This is a genomic window from Micromonospora sp. C97 (genome assembly GCF_018070385.1).
Classification (GTDB): Bacteria; Actinomycetota; Actinomycetes; order Mycobacteriales; family Micromonosporaceae; genus Micromonospora; species Micromonospora parva.
The window spans coordinates 73,006-85,774 of sequence record NZ_JAGPXU010000012.1 but is presented as its reverse complement, the minus strand read 5'-3'; the positions used below and the strand labels follow the sequence as shown (position 1 = coordinate 85,774).

12 protein-coding genes are annotated in these 12,769 nt (G+C 72.3%); 6 read left to right on the top strand and 6 right to left on the bottom strand.

Annotated features, from left to right (window positions below; genetic code table 11):
- Positions 1–34: 34 nt before the first annotated feature.
- Positions 35–1,036, bottom strand: a complete 1,002-nt coding sequence (locus KBX26_RS17950; RefSeq protein WP_374224308.1) for a tRNA (adenine-N1)-methyltransferase — start codon at positions 1,034–1,036, stop codon at positions 35–37.
- Positions 1,033–2,124 carry a M50 family metallopeptidase gene (locus tag KBX26_RS17945; RefSeq protein WP_036411658.1) on the bottom strand — a complete coding sequence of 364 codons (1,092 nt, stop codon included), beginning with the start codon at positions 2,122–2,124 and terminating at the stop codon, positions 1,033–1,035. The genes KBX26_RS17950 and KBX26_RS17945 overlap by 4 nt, the downstream gene beginning before the upstream one ends.
- A 140-nt stretch (positions 2,125–2,264) precedes the next feature.
- Between KBX26_RS17945 and KBX26_RS17940 the strand changes: the two genes are divergently transcribed.
- The 4 genes from KBX26_RS17940 (at position 2,265) to KBX26_RS17925 (ending at position 7,753) form a co-directional block, all read left to right on the top strand.
- Positions 2,265–3,179 carry a PD-(D/E)XK nuclease family protein gene (locus KBX26_RS17940; protein WP_210859934.1) on the top strand — a complete coding sequence of 305 codons (915 nt, stop codon included), beginning with the start codon at positions 2,265–2,267 and terminating at the stop codon, positions 3,177–3,179.
- 205 nt (positions 3,180–3,384) lie between these two features.
- Complete coding sequence (locus KBX26_RS17935; protein ID WP_030332874.1) at positions 3,385–4,071, top strand: response regulator transcription factor; 687 nt, start codon at positions 3,385–3,387, stop codon at positions 4,069–4,071.
- A 359-nt stretch (positions 4,072–4,430) separates the two neighbouring features.
- A complete protein-coding gene (locus tag KBX26_RS17930) occupies positions 4,431–5,198 on the top strand; it encodes an ABC transporter ATP-binding protein (protein ID WP_030332873.1) in 768 nt (255 codons plus the stop codon).
- Positions 5,198–7,753: an ABC transporter permease gene (locus KBX26_RS17925; RefSeq protein WP_210865933.1), complete on the top strand. Its 2,556-nt coding sequence runs from the start codon at positions 5,198–5,200 to the stop codon at positions 7,751–7,753. The genes KBX26_RS17930 and KBX26_RS17925 overlap by 1 nt, the downstream gene beginning before the upstream one ends.
- 46 nt (positions 7,754–7,799) lie before the next feature.
- On the opposite strand, the gene KBX26_RS17920 is transcribed toward KBX26_RS17925, so the two are convergent.
- The 3 genes from KBX26_RS17920 to KBX26_RS17910 form a co-directional block, all read right to left on the bottom strand.
- Positions 7,800–8,450, bottom strand: a complete 651-nt coding sequence (locus KBX26_RS17920) for an HAD family phosphatase (protein WP_030332868.1) — start codon at positions 8,448–8,450, stop codon at positions 7,800–7,802.
- Between the two features lie 120 nt (positions 8,451–8,570).
- Complete coding sequence (locus KBX26_RS17915; RefSeq protein ID WP_307857842.1) at positions 8,571–9,314, bottom strand: neutral zinc metallopeptidase; 744 nt, start codon at positions 9,312–9,314, stop codon at positions 8,571–8,573.
- Positions 9,315–9,452: 138 nt separating this feature from the next.
- The gene (locus tag KBX26_RS17910; protein WP_210865932.1) at positions 9,453–9,656 is read right to left on the bottom strand and encodes a hypothetical protein; all 204 of its coding nucleotides are present in this window, start codon (positions 9,654–9,656) and stop codon (positions 9,453–9,455) included.
- A 205-nt stretch (positions 9,657–9,861) separates the two neighbouring features.
- On the opposite strand from KBX26_RS17910, the gene KBX26_RS17905 reads away from it, so the two are divergent.
- Positions 9,862–10,254 carry a YciI family protein gene (locus tag KBX26_RS17905; protein ID WP_245233651.1) on the top strand — a complete coding sequence of 131 codons (393 nt, stop codon included), beginning with the start codon at positions 9,862–9,864 and terminating at the stop codon, positions 10,252–10,254.
- 3 nt (positions 10,255–10,257) lie between these two features.
- Complete coding sequence (locus KBX26_RS17900; protein ID WP_210865931.1) at positions 10,258–11,514, top strand: RNA polymerase sigma factor; 1,257 nt, start codon at positions 10,258–10,260, stop codon at positions 11,512–11,514.
- Positions 11,515–11,577: 63 nt separating this feature from the next.
- Here KBX26_RS17900 and KBX26_RS17895 read toward each other — a convergent pair whose 3' ends face one another.
- Positions 11,578–12,678, bottom strand: a complete 1,101-nt coding sequence (locus tag KBX26_RS17895; protein WP_030332858.1) for a calcium:proton antiporter — start codon at positions 12,676–12,678, stop codon at positions 11,578–11,580.
- Positions 12,679–12,769: the final 91 nt, after the last annotated feature.

Sequence of the window (12,769 nt, the reverse complement as noted above, 5' to 3'; positions counted from 1 at the left end):
CCCTGCTCGGCGCTGCCGACACCCCGCTCGATGGTCACGGCCTGTCCATCTCCCCCGTACCGTTGGCCTGAGCGCCCGCGGCCTGGGCGGCGGCGGCCTGTCGGGCCGCCTCCGCCTCGCGCAGGTCCTGGCGGCGCTGCGCGTACGCCTCGGTGCCCTTGCTGGGTTTGCGGCGACGCGGCGGCGCGGTGACCCCCGGGGCCAGCTTGCGCGCGGACACCAGGAAGGCGGTGTGCGCGATCATCCGGTGGTCGGGGCGGACGGCGAGGCCCTCGGCGTGCCAGTCGCGCACCAGGGACTCCCAGGCCCGTGGCTCGGTCCAGCCGCCGCGCTCGCGCAACGCCTCCACCAGCTCGGAGAGCTGCGGTGTGGTGGCGACGTAGCCGATGAACACCCCGCCGGGCACCAGCGCCCGCTCGACCATGTCGAGGGTCTCCCAGGGGGTCAGCATGTCCAGGATGATCCGGTCGAAGCCGGTCTCCTGGCACTGCGCGACGTCGCCGACGTGCAGGTTCCACGAGGGGTGCGGCCCGTTGAAGAACGCCTCGACGTTGCGCTTGGCGATCTGGGCGAAGTCGTCGCGCAGCTCGAACGAGTGCAGCTCGCCCTCGGTGCCGACGGCGCGCAGCAGGGAGCAGCTCAGCGCGCCGGAGCCGGCGCCGGCCTCCAGCACCTTCGCACCGGGGAAGATGTCACCCATCGCGACGATCTGCGCCGAGTCCTTCGGGTAGATCACCTGGGCGCCGCGCGGCATGGACAGCACGTAGTCCGACAGGAGCGGCCGCAGGGCCAGGAACGCGGTGCCGCCACCGGAGGTGGTCACCACGCTGCCGTCGGAGAGCCCGATCAGCGCGTCGTGCGCCAGGATGCCGCGGTGGGTGTGGAACTCCTTGCCGGGCTCCAGCGTCACGGTGTGCATCCGCCCCTTGGGGTCGGTCAGCTGGACCCGGTCGCCGGGCCGGAACGGCCCGCGGTGCACGGGTGTCAGCGCCGGGGTGGCGGCGTCGGCGGCGACGGTGGAGGGAGTTGCGGTCACGGTGTCATCTTCCGGTTGGGTTCGAGGAGCTGTGCCAGGTCCCCGATGTGCAGAATGCCGACGACATCTTCGCCTGACGTCACCACGTACTGCGCGCCCGGGTGGGTCTGTACGGCCTCCATCACCCGCTCGCCGTCCCACCCGAGCGACAACGTGGGAAGTGTGCCCAGCGACCGGGCGACGGCGTCCACCGCCAGCCACGGTCGGCGCTCGACCGGCACCGCGTGTGCGGCGGTCGGGTCGACCAGCGCCACCGGTCGACCGGTGGAGTCGGTGACCAGCAGCGCGGCGTTCGGCTGCCCGCTCTCGGCGCGCCTGCGCTCGGCCTCGGCCAGCGGTGTGCCGGTGGCCACCGGCCAGACCGGGCGGGCCAGCCGGGCGAGGTCGATCAGCGGAAACCGGCGGCTGACCCGGGCGGCCCGGATCGACTGCCCGGCGCCGCGCCAGAGGGTGACGGCGACCAGCAGCATCAGCGGCAGCGCCAGCGGCGCCAGCCGCCGCTCGACGGTGAGCAGCAGCACCAGGGCCGCGGTGCCGACGGCGACGATCCGGCCGGCCCACCCGGCGACCTCGGTGCCGAGGTGCCGGTCGCGGGTCAGCATCCACACGGCGGCGCGCAGCGCCCGGCCGCCGTCGAGCGGCAGGCCGGGCAGGCTGTTGAACAGCGCCACGATGACGTTGCTGACCGCGAGCTGGAAGGCGAGCTGGTGGGCCACTGTCCCCTCGGGTAGGGCGAGGGTGGCGGCGACCGCCAGGACGCCGAGCACCGCGGAGACGGCCGGGCCGGCCAGCGAGACCAGCAGGTCGACGCGGGGCGACGGGGCGTCCCGGTCCATCTCGGTGTAGCCGCCGAGCAGCTCCAGGGTGATCCCGCGCACACCGATGCCGTACCGGCGGGCGGTGAGGGCGTGGCCCAGCTCGTGCAGCAGCACCGAACCGAGCAGCGACACGACGAACCCGAAGCCGATCAGGTAGCCGCTGAGCTGCGGCAGGCCCAGTTGCCGGCGGGCGAACTCGCCGTACAGCACCGCGATGAGCACCGCGAGCAGGACCATCGAGCCGTTGAGGTGCAACGGCACCCCGAACACCCGTCCGACGTTCAGGCCGAGACGCCGGTCCGGTCGGCGCGGCGGCCGGGTTGTCTGCTCCATCGCCACGATGCTACGGACCGCCGCTGTGCGGGGCGGGCGGCGGTCGGTGTCACACCGGTGCCCTAACCTTTGCCGACATGACGGCGGAATCGGTCACCACCCCCCAGCCCTCCCCCGCGGCGCAGGCGCCGCCGACGGTGCGGGCCTCGCTGTCGCCGTCGCGGGCGGCGGATTTCAAGACCTGCCCGCTGCTCTACCGGTTCCGCAGCATCGACCGGCTGCCCGAGCGCACCACCATCGAGCAGGCCCGGGGCACGCTGGTGCACGCGGTGCTGGAGCGTCTGTTCGACCTGCCCGCCACCGGCCGCACGCCGGAGGCGGCCGGTGACCTGGTGGCCCCCCAGTGGGACCGACTGGTCACCGAGCAGCCGGAGCTGGCCGGGATCTTCGACGACGCGGAGCCGGCCGGCCCGGTGGAGTTCCTCCGCTCCGCGGCCGGGCTGTTGCAGGGTTACTTCGCGGTGGAGGACCCGACCCGGTTGGAGCCGGCCGAACGCGAGAGCCTGATCTCCGCAGTGGTCGACGAGGAGCTGCTGATCCGGGGCTACCTCGACCGGCTCGACGTCGCCCCAGACGGCGCGCTGCGGGTGGTCGACTACAAGACCGGTGGCGCCCCACGGGAGGCGTTCGAGGCGCGGGCGCTGTTCCAGCTGAAGTTCTACGCCCTGGTGCTGTGGCGCACCCGGGGGGTGGTGCCGCGGGTGCTGCGCCTGCTCTACCTGCGCGACGCCGAGGTGTTGGACTACACCCCGGACGCCGACGAGCTGGTCCGCTTCGAACGCACGGTGGTGGCGCTGTGGCGGGCGATCGAGCAGGCCACCGCCCGGCAGGACTTCCGGCCCCGGCCGAGCCGGCTCTGCGACTGGTGCAGCCACCAGGCGCTGTGTCCCAGCTTCGGCGGCACCCCGCCGCCGTTCCCGGTCGCCGCCGCGAGCGCCGACCCGCTGCGCGACTCCCGGTCCGCCCCGGTGGCGCCGGGCGCCGACGAGTGAGCGCCCGCTGACCGACGCGCCTGCCCCGGCGCGGCGTCGCCGGTCGACCCCGGGGGTGCGCCCGACGCCGGTGAACCGACCGCAACGGCGCCGCATCGGTCGGGACAGGGCGACCGGCCGGCCTCTACGGTGATCCGCGACGCACCGGTTCCGGTGGGCGAGGATGACCGGTGCGCGCCACGAGGCCGGCGGGACGGGAGACGAGATGAGCGATCGGGCACCCTCGGCGCGGCCGGTGCGGATCCTGCTCGCCGACGACCAGCCGCTGCTGCGGACCGGGTTCCGGATGGTGCTGGGCGCCGAGAGCGACCTGGACGTGGTGGCCGAGGCCGGTGACGGGGTGGAGGCGGTGGAGTTGTCCCGCCGGCTGCTGCCGGACGTCGTGCTGATGGACATCCGGATGCCCCGGATGGACGGGGTGGCGGCGACCCGGGCGATCGTCGACGCCCGACTGCCGGTACGGGTGCTGGTGCTGACGACCTTCGACCTGGACGAGTACGTGGTGGGCGCGTTGCGGGCCGGTGCCAGCGGGTTCCTGGCCAAGGACGTGCCGGCCGAGGACCTGATCGCGGCGATCCGCACCGTCGCCGGGGGCGACGCGGTGGTGGCGCCTCGGATTCTGCGGCGACTGCTGGACCGCTTCGCGGAGCTGCTGCCCGACCCGGCGGTGACGCCGTCGGCGGCGCTCGACGCGCTCACCGACCGGGAGCGTGAGGTGCTCGTGCAGGTCGCCCGGGGGTTGTCCAACGCCGAGATCGCGAGGGTCCTGTCGGTGAGCGAGACCACCATAAAGACCCACGTCGGGCACGTGCTGACCAAGCTGCGGCTGCGCGACCGGGTGCAGGCGGTCGTGCTGGCGTACGAGTCGGGGCTGGTCCGCCCCCGGGCGTAGCCCGCACCGGCCCGGCTACCTCACCTGGCGTACTCGAAGATCCCTCCGTGGGGGGACGGCTGGCGTTGCCGCCGTCACCTACCGTGACCGGAGACGGCCCGGTTCGGTTGACCCTCCTGTGGCGTCAGGCGGAAGTGTTGGTGCTGCCGCCCGCCCGGGGGGTGGGGAAAAACGGTCTGTCGGTCGTCATGTCAGGGGCAACCCTGATCCGACATGGGGGTGCACCCGCAGCGGGAAATCCGCACCGGGTCCCCCCAGGGTCGGACGGGACGGGCGAGGAAAGCACCGATGATTGAACGGTCGCGCCGGACCATCGGGGGGCGGCGTGCGTTTTCGGACAGACGGAAGAGGTAGATGACGTGACCGCGACGGTAGGCCAGCAGGCGCAGGCCGCGGCCCGGGCGAACGACGTGTGGAAGGTGTACGGCAGCGGCGAGGCTCAGGTCATCGCGCTGCGGGGGGTCAGCGCCGAGTTCGAACGTGGCCGCTTCACCGCGATCATGGGCCCGTCGGGTTCCGGCAAGTCGACGCTGATGCACTGCCTGGCCGGTCTGGACTCGGTGACCCGGGGGACGGTGTCGATCGGTGAGACGACTGTCACCGGGCTGGGCGACGCGGGGCTGACGAAGCTGCGCCGCGACAAGGTGGGCTTCATCTTCCAGCAGTTCAACCTGCTGCCGACGCTGACCGCCAAGGAGAACATCCTGCTGCCACTGTCGATCGCCGGGCGTAAGCCGGACCCGGCCTGGTACGACACGGTGATCGAGACGGTGGGACTGAAGGATCGACTGGACCACCGGCCGGCGCAGCTCTCCGGTGGGCAGCAGCAGCGGGTGGCGTGCGCGCGGGCGCTGGTCTCCCGCCCCGAGGTGATCTTCGCGGACGAGCCGACCGGCAACCTGGACTCACGCTCCGGCGCGGAGGTGCTCAACTTCCTGCGTAACTCGGTGCGCGAGCACGGCCAGACCATCGTGATGGTCACCCACGACCCGACGGCCGCCGCGTACGCCGACCGGGTGGTCTTCCTCGCCGACGGTGAGATCGTCTCGGAGCTGATCGAGCCGACCGCCGAGACGGTGCTGGACACCATGAAGAAGCTGGACACTCCGGCCGAGGTGGGCAACTGATGTTCCGCGCGACGCTGAAGAGTCTGCTGGCCCGCAAGGTCCGGCTGATCCTGTCCGGCCTGGCGGTGGTGCTCGGGGTGATGTTCGTCTCCGGCGCGTTCGTCCTCACCGACACGCTGGGTCGCTCCTTCGACTCGATCTTCGCCGACGCCTACTCGGACGTCGACGTGAACGTCGCGGCGAAGCCGAAGGTGCAGGTCAACGAGATGGAGGGTGAGCAGACGGCCGCCGCGCTGCCCGCCGCCGTGGTGGACCGGGTCACGCAGGTGCCGGGGGTGGCGTCGGCTACCGGTGTCGTCGCCGCCGACGGCGCCCGGATCATCGGCAGCAACGGCAAGGTGGTGACCTCGTTCGGTCCGCCGCAGTTGGGCGAGAACTGGACCGGCGAGGGCGAGCTGCTGCGGCTGCGTGAGGGGCGCGCGCCGCAGGCCGAGGACGAGATCGTCATCAACAAGGCGTTGGCCACGGCCGCGAAGGTGCAGGTCGGCCAGAAGGTCGGCGTGCTCACCGCGTTCGAGTCGAAGAAGCGGGACTTCACCCTGGTCGGTGTCGTCGGTTACAGCGGTGACCGGGACTCGATCGGTGGTGCCAACGAGGTCTTCTTCACCACTTCGGTGGCGCAGCGGCTGATGCTCGGCGAGCCCGATGTGTTCAGCAACATCACCGTACGCGCTGCCGGCGGGGTCTCCGACGAGACGCTGCGCGACGACGTGAGCGGTGCCCTCGGCGCGGACTTCGAGGTGAAGACCGGCGAGCAGTTGGCCGCGGACGCCGCGGGTGGCCTGAAGGAGGGCCTGTCCTTCTTCAACAAGATCCTGCTCGGTTTCGCGGCGGTGGCGCTGCTGGTGGGCACCTTCCTGATCCTCAACACGTTCTCGATCATCGTGGCGCAGCGGACCCGGGAGTTGGCGCTGATGCGCGCCATCGGGGCCAGCGGGCGGCAGATCATCGGTTCGGTGGTGCTGGAGGCCATCGCGGTGGGGTTGATCGCGTCGGTACTCGGCCTGGCGGCCGGTATCGGGGTGGGCGCGCTGCTGGCGTTCCTGTTCGGCAAGTTCGCCGGTGGGCTGACCCTGGCCGGGATCGGCGTGCCGGCGGCGGCGGTGATCGGTGCGTTCGCCGTCGGTCTGGTGATCACCGTGGTGGCGGCGCTGCTGCCGGCGCTGCGGGCGTCGCGGATCCCGCCGATCGCGGCCATGCAGGACGTGGCCACCCCGGACCGGCCGTTGACCAAGGTCACCGTGGCCGGATCGCTGGTCACCGGCGTCGGCGCGGTGCTGCTGTTCCTCGGGCTCAGCGGCAACGCCGGCGGTCAGACGCTGTCCACCATCCTCGGTGGGGTGCTGTTCGCCTTCATCGGGGTGGCGTTGCTGACCCCGCTGATCAGCCGGCCGGTGGTGAGCCTGCTGGGCGCGATCTTCTCCTGGTCGGTGCCGGGCAAGCTGGGCCGGCTCAACTCCGGGCGCAACCCGCGCCGCACGGCGATCACCGCCGCCGCGCTGATGGTCGGCATCGCGCTGGTCACCGGCGTCACTGTCATCCTCGACTCGGCCAAGGGCAGCATCAGCGCGCTCGCCCAGGACACCATCAAGGCCGAGCTGGTGATCGCCGGCGTGCAGGGCGGTCCGCGTCCGCCGTCGTTCGACCCGGGGGTGCTGGACCAGGCCAAGGCCCTGCCCGGTGTGCAGCTGGTCGACGGCGAGTACGGCGACATGGCGAAGATCGACGGCGAGAGCACCTGGGTGGCGGCGAGCAGCGACCCGGCGTCGCTGCGGCAGATCTTCGGGGCGAAGCCGACCGCCGGTGACATCGACCGGATCGGGCCGACGCAGATGTTGGCCAGCTCGGACACGGCCACCTCCCGTGGCTGGTCGGTCGGCTCGACGGTGACGGTGCAGCTGACCCGGGGCGAGGCCCGCACCTACACGGTCAGCGGCATCTACGAGTCGTCGCAGCTGACCAACCCGGTGACGCTGCCTCCGGCGGCGGCGAAGAACTTCGCAATCCCGCAGCCCATCCAGGGCTTCATCCAGCTGGCACCGGGCACCCGGGTCTCCGACGTTCAACCGCAGGTCGAGGCGTTGCTCGCGGACAGCCCCGAGGTGTCGGTGGCCGACCGGGACGCGTTCATCAAGCAGCAGACGAGTTCGCTCGACGGGTTGCTCACGATGATCCAGATCCTGCTCGCGCTGGCCATCGTGATCGCCGTGCTGGGCATCATCAACACCCTGGCCCTGTCGGTGCTGGAGCGGACCCGCGAGTTGGGTCTGCTGCGGGCGATCGGCCTGCGCCGGTCCCAGACCATGGGGATGATCACCGTGGAGGCGGTGGTGATCTCGGTGTTCGGCGCGCTGCTCGGCGTGGTGGTGGGCACCGGTCTCGGCGCCGCGGTGGTCGAGGCGCTCAAGGACGAGGGCATCACCGACCTGATCCTGCCCTGGGGGCAGATGGGAGTGTTCCTCGGTCTCGCCGCCGTCATCGGCGTGGTGGCCGCCGTGCTCCCGGCCGTTCGGGCGGCTCGGATCAACGTGCTGGGCGCCATCGCCCACGACTGACGCCGCAATCGAAGGGGCTCCCGCACCGCGGGGGCCCCTTCGTGCGTCAGGCTGCGGCCCGGTCGGCCAGCAGGTCCGCGAGAAACGCCAGGTCCACGCCGGTCAGGCTCTCCACCTGGCGTACGCCGACAGTGCTCGGCAACGCCACCTCCGCCGGTACGGCCAGCACCGCCGCGCCGGCGGCGACCGCGCTGGCCACCCCGGTCGGTGAGTCCTCGATCGCCACGCACCGCCCGATCGGCACACCCAGCAGCCGGGCGGCGGTCAGGTAGGGCTCGGGGTGCGGTTTGGCGGCCACCACCTCGTCGCCGGCGACCACCGTGTCGAAGTTGTCCCGGCCGAGGGTGTCCAGGGCGATCTCGACCAGCGCCCGGGGGCTGGAGGTGACCAGCGCGGTGGGGATTCCCGCCGCGCGGACCGCGTGCACCAGCTCGAACGCGCCGGGTTGCCAGGGCAGGCCGGTGCGGAACAGCTCCAGGATCCGGGCGTTGATCCACGCCGCGCTGATCTCCGGATCCCGTTCGGGCTGCCCCAGGTCGTCGTGCAGGATGCGCATCGACTCGGCCATGGCGGTGCCGACGATCGACTGGCGGGCGTCGACGGAGAGCTCCCCGCCGTACTCCTTCGCGAGTTCCTGCAACGCGACGTCCCACAGCTTCTCGCTGTCGACCAGCGTGCCGTCCATGTCGAAGAGCACGGCGGCGGGGTAGGTGCTGCTCAGCGGAGCCTCCAGGGTCGTGGGCGACACCGGCGATCCTGCCAGCACCGCGCGTCTGCGGTGGCGGCAACGGGCGTCGGAGTGACCCGGGCAACCCACTCAGCCCAGGTCGCACTCCTTCAGGGAACCCTCGTAGCCGCGGAAGAACATGTCGGTGCGTTGCTCGGCGGTGCCGTGCGCGCCTTCGGCGAACCACGGCTGGTCCGGGTCGTCGCCGACCGCCGCCACCCCCTCCCGGAACTCGTCCAGGTCGCCCTCGGCGAGGGTCAGGGCGCCCGAGCGCACCGAGTCGCCGAGGTACGCCCCGGCCATGCAGTCGGCCTGCAGTTCCTGCTGGATGGTGAAGCTGTAGTTGATGCCAAGCCGCACCTGGATGGCGTGCGCGTACTCGTGCCCGAGCAGGTAGAAGACGAACGCGTCGCCGACCTGGCGGAACGCCGCCACGGACCAGGCGACGTCGTAGGCGATGAAGTCGCCCCGCGAGCAGTAGACCGCGTTGTTGCGGGGCAGCCGCTGCCCACCGCAGGACACCTCGCCGTCGCGCTGGTACGGAATGATCTGCCGGATCGGTCGGAACTGCTGCCCCGATTCCTTGAACTGGGCCGCCCAGTACCGCTCGGCGACCGCCTGCGCGTCGGCGACGTCCTGTTCGAACTCGGCGATGCTGGTGGTGCTGTCGGCCCGGGTGGTGCTCGGGCCCGGGGAGGCGGCCGACGGGTTCGCCCCGGGGCGCTCGGCCTCCGGCTCGACCAGCCCACCGCCGGCGCAGGCGAGTGAGACCAGTGCGGCGATCAGCAGGCCCGCCAACGGGCCCCGCGCGTCGCGTCCGAACCGTGCCGCCACTGTGCCTCCCCAGACATCGGTGCTCGGGCTGCGATGTACCCCGACGATACGGCCGTCACGCCCACCACCGGATTCACGCAAGCCGCGCCCAGACGGTTCACGCCGAGCGTCGCCGTGGCGGACGGTCAGGTGGATCGGTCAGCCGCTCGACTCCCGCCCGCGCTGCCAGGTGCCACCCTGGTCACCGTGCCGTTCGGCCTCGTACCGGTGCTGCCGACCCCGGGCCTCCCGCCCCGCCGCCGGATCGTCCGCGGAGTCCACCCGCCCCCGCCGAACGACCGCCGCCCAAGCCGCCCCCACCACCAACACAAACGCCCCCGCCACGACCCACACCACCGTCACTCCACCAACCTAATCCCCACCCACCATCCCCTCGCTCACTGGTGATCAAGAGGTTGGCGTCAGCCCTCCCGGCGTGTCGTGACGCAAACTTCTTGATCACCAGATCGGGTGGGGTGGGAGTGTCCGGGAGCGGGGGTTGGGTTCGACGTTTCCGGTGGACGGTGCCGAGGGCGGCACCGGAGACAGGAGGGCCACTGTGAAGTACATGATTCTGCTCTACGGGTCGCAGCAGGACTATGACGTGCTGTCCGGTCGGGCTTCCGACCGGCCGGCGATGTCGGCCGAGCAGATCGCGGCGATGCACCACCACATGGAGACCTTCCACCAGGCGCTGGCCGAGTCCGGGGAACTGGTCGACGCCCGGGGCCTGAGCGAGCCGGTACACGCCCGCCGGGTGCAGGTACGCGAGGGAGCGCCGGTGGTCACCGACGGCCCGTACCCGGAGACGCAGGAGGTCCTCGCCGGTTACACCATCGTGGAGTGCGCCAGCTTCGATCGGGCCACCGAGATCGCCGCCGGCCTCGTCGACCCGGACGCCCCCGGCGGGTACGTGGACGTGCGACCGGTGCTCGACGGCGTCGAGGACCTGGCCGGCTGACACGTGCCGGAAACCCCGACCGAGGACCTGCTGCGCGAACTGGCGCCGCAGGTCCTCGGCGCGCTGGTCCGCCGCTTCGGGCACTTCGACACCGCGGAGGACGCGGTGCAGGAGGCGTTGATCGCCGCGGCCGACGGGTGGCCGCGCGACGGCGTACCGGACAACCCCCGGGGATGGCTGATCACCGTGGCGTCCCGCCGGCTGACCGACCTGCTGCGGCGCGAGCAGGCCCGGATGCGGCGGGAGGACACCGTGGCGCGGTGGACGCTGCCCGAGCAGCGGCACGCGCCCGCCGCCGACCATGAGGCGGCGGACGCCGACGACACGCTCATCCTGCTGTTCCTGTGCTGCCATCCGGCGCTCTCGCCGGCCTCACAGATCGCGCTCACGCTGCGTGCGGTGGGCGGGTTGAGCACCGCCGAGGTGGCGCGGGCGTTCCTGGTGCCGGAGGCCACGATGACCCGGCGGATCAGCCGGGGCAAGCAGCGCATCCGCGACAGTGGACTGCGGTTCGCGCCGCCCACCGGCCCGGAGCGCGCCGACCGGCTCGCCGCCGTGCTGCACGTGCTCTACCTGGTCTTCACGGAGGGGTACGCCCGTACCGCCGGGCCCGGGTTGCTGCGGGCCGACCTGACCGCCGAGGCGATCCGCTTGGCCCGCCTGGTGCACCGGCTGCTGCCCGACGATCCCGAGGTCACCGGGCTGCTCGCGTTGATGCTGCTCACCGACGCCCGCGCTCCGGCGCGGATCGGCGCGCACGGCGAGCTGGTGCCGATGGCCGAGCAGGACCGCACGCGGTGGCGGGCCGACCAGATCGCCGAAGGAGTCGAGCTGATCACCGGTGCGCTGCCGCGCGGGGTCGTCGGGGCGTACCAGCTCCAGGCGGCCATCGCGGCGGTGCACGACGAGGCGCCCAGCGCGGCGGCCACCGACTGGGCGCAGATCACCGCCCTGTACGAGGTGCTCCTCGGGATGTCCGACAACCCGGTGGTGGCGCTCAACCACGCGGTGGCGGTGGCGATGAGCCGGGGCGCTCCGGCCGGGTTGGCGCTGCTCGCCGACCTGGCCGACGACAGTCGACTCGCCGACGACCCTCGACTGCCGGCCGCCCGTGCCCACCTGTGGGAGCGGGAGGGTGAGCGGGTCGCGGCGCGCGAGGCGTACCGGATGGCGGCGGCGCGCTCGACGAACCTGGCACAGCAGCGCTACCTGAACGCCCGCGCGGACCGTCTCGCGGGCGACCCGCCCCCCACCGACTGAACCAGCGGGCCGTGCCGGGGCACAGGCTGGCGGCCAGGAAGCGTCAGGGGCTGCCAGGAGGCGTCACGGGCTGGCGGCCAGGAAGACGAAGGCCGCCAGCAGCACCAGGTGTACGCCGCCCTGCAACACGTTGGCCCGGCCGGGCACCACGGTGAGGACGGCGGTCACCGCGGTGAGCGCGAGCAGGGCGAGTTGGGTGCCGCCGAGGCCGAGCAGCAGCGGGCCTTCCAGCCAGATCGAGGCGACCGCTATGACCGGGATGGTCAGGCCGATGCTGGCCATCGCCGAGCCGAGCGCGAGATTCAGGCTGATCTGCACGCGGTCACGGCGGGCGGCGCGGGCGGCGGCCAGGGTCTCCGGCAGCAACACCAGCAGGGCGATGATCACACCGACGAACGCGTGCGGCAGGTTCGCCGCGGCGACGCCGGCCTCGATGGTCGGGGAGACGGTCTTGGCGTCGCCGACCACCGCGATCAGTGCCACCAGCAGCAGGCCCAGGCTCATCAGGGCCGCCCGGGTGCTCGGCGGCTTGGCGTGCTCCTCCGCGTCGATCACCTTGCCCTTGCTGTCGACCGGCAGGAAGTAGTCGCGGTGCCGACCGGTCTGCACGAGGACGAACAGCCCGTAGAGCGCCAGCGAGGCGACGGCGGCGAACGCGAGCTGGGCCGGGCTGAACTCCGGGCCGGGCCGGGCCGTGGTGAAGGTCGGAATGACCAGGCTCAGGGTGGCCAGGGTGATCACGGTGGCCAGGGCCCCGCCGGTGCCCTCCGGGTTGAACACCGCGACGCGGCGGCGCAGCGCCCCGAGCAACAGGGACAGGCCGAGGATCCCGTTGCAGGTGATCATGACGGCGGCGAAGACGGTGTCCCGGGCGAGCGACTGGGTCTTCTCCGGCCCGCTGATCATCAGCGTGACGATGAGGGCGACCTCGATCACGGTGACCGCGACCGCGAGCACCAGTGACCCGTACGGCTCCCCCACCCGGTGGGCGACCACCTCCGCGTGGTGCACGGCCGCGAGCACGGCACCGCCTAGCAGCACCGCGACCACCACGATGAGCAGGCCGGGCAGGTCCCGCCCCCAGGTGGCGACTAACACCAGCAGAGCGAGCACGGGTACGGCGAAGGTCCAGTCGGTCAGGCGGGAGCGAAGCAGGGCGGCCATGCCGTACAGAGTGCCAGGCCAGGTGATCATGTGCCCACCATCGACGCAGCGTCTGCCGTGTCGAGGTCCACAACGAGCAAACCCGTAACCT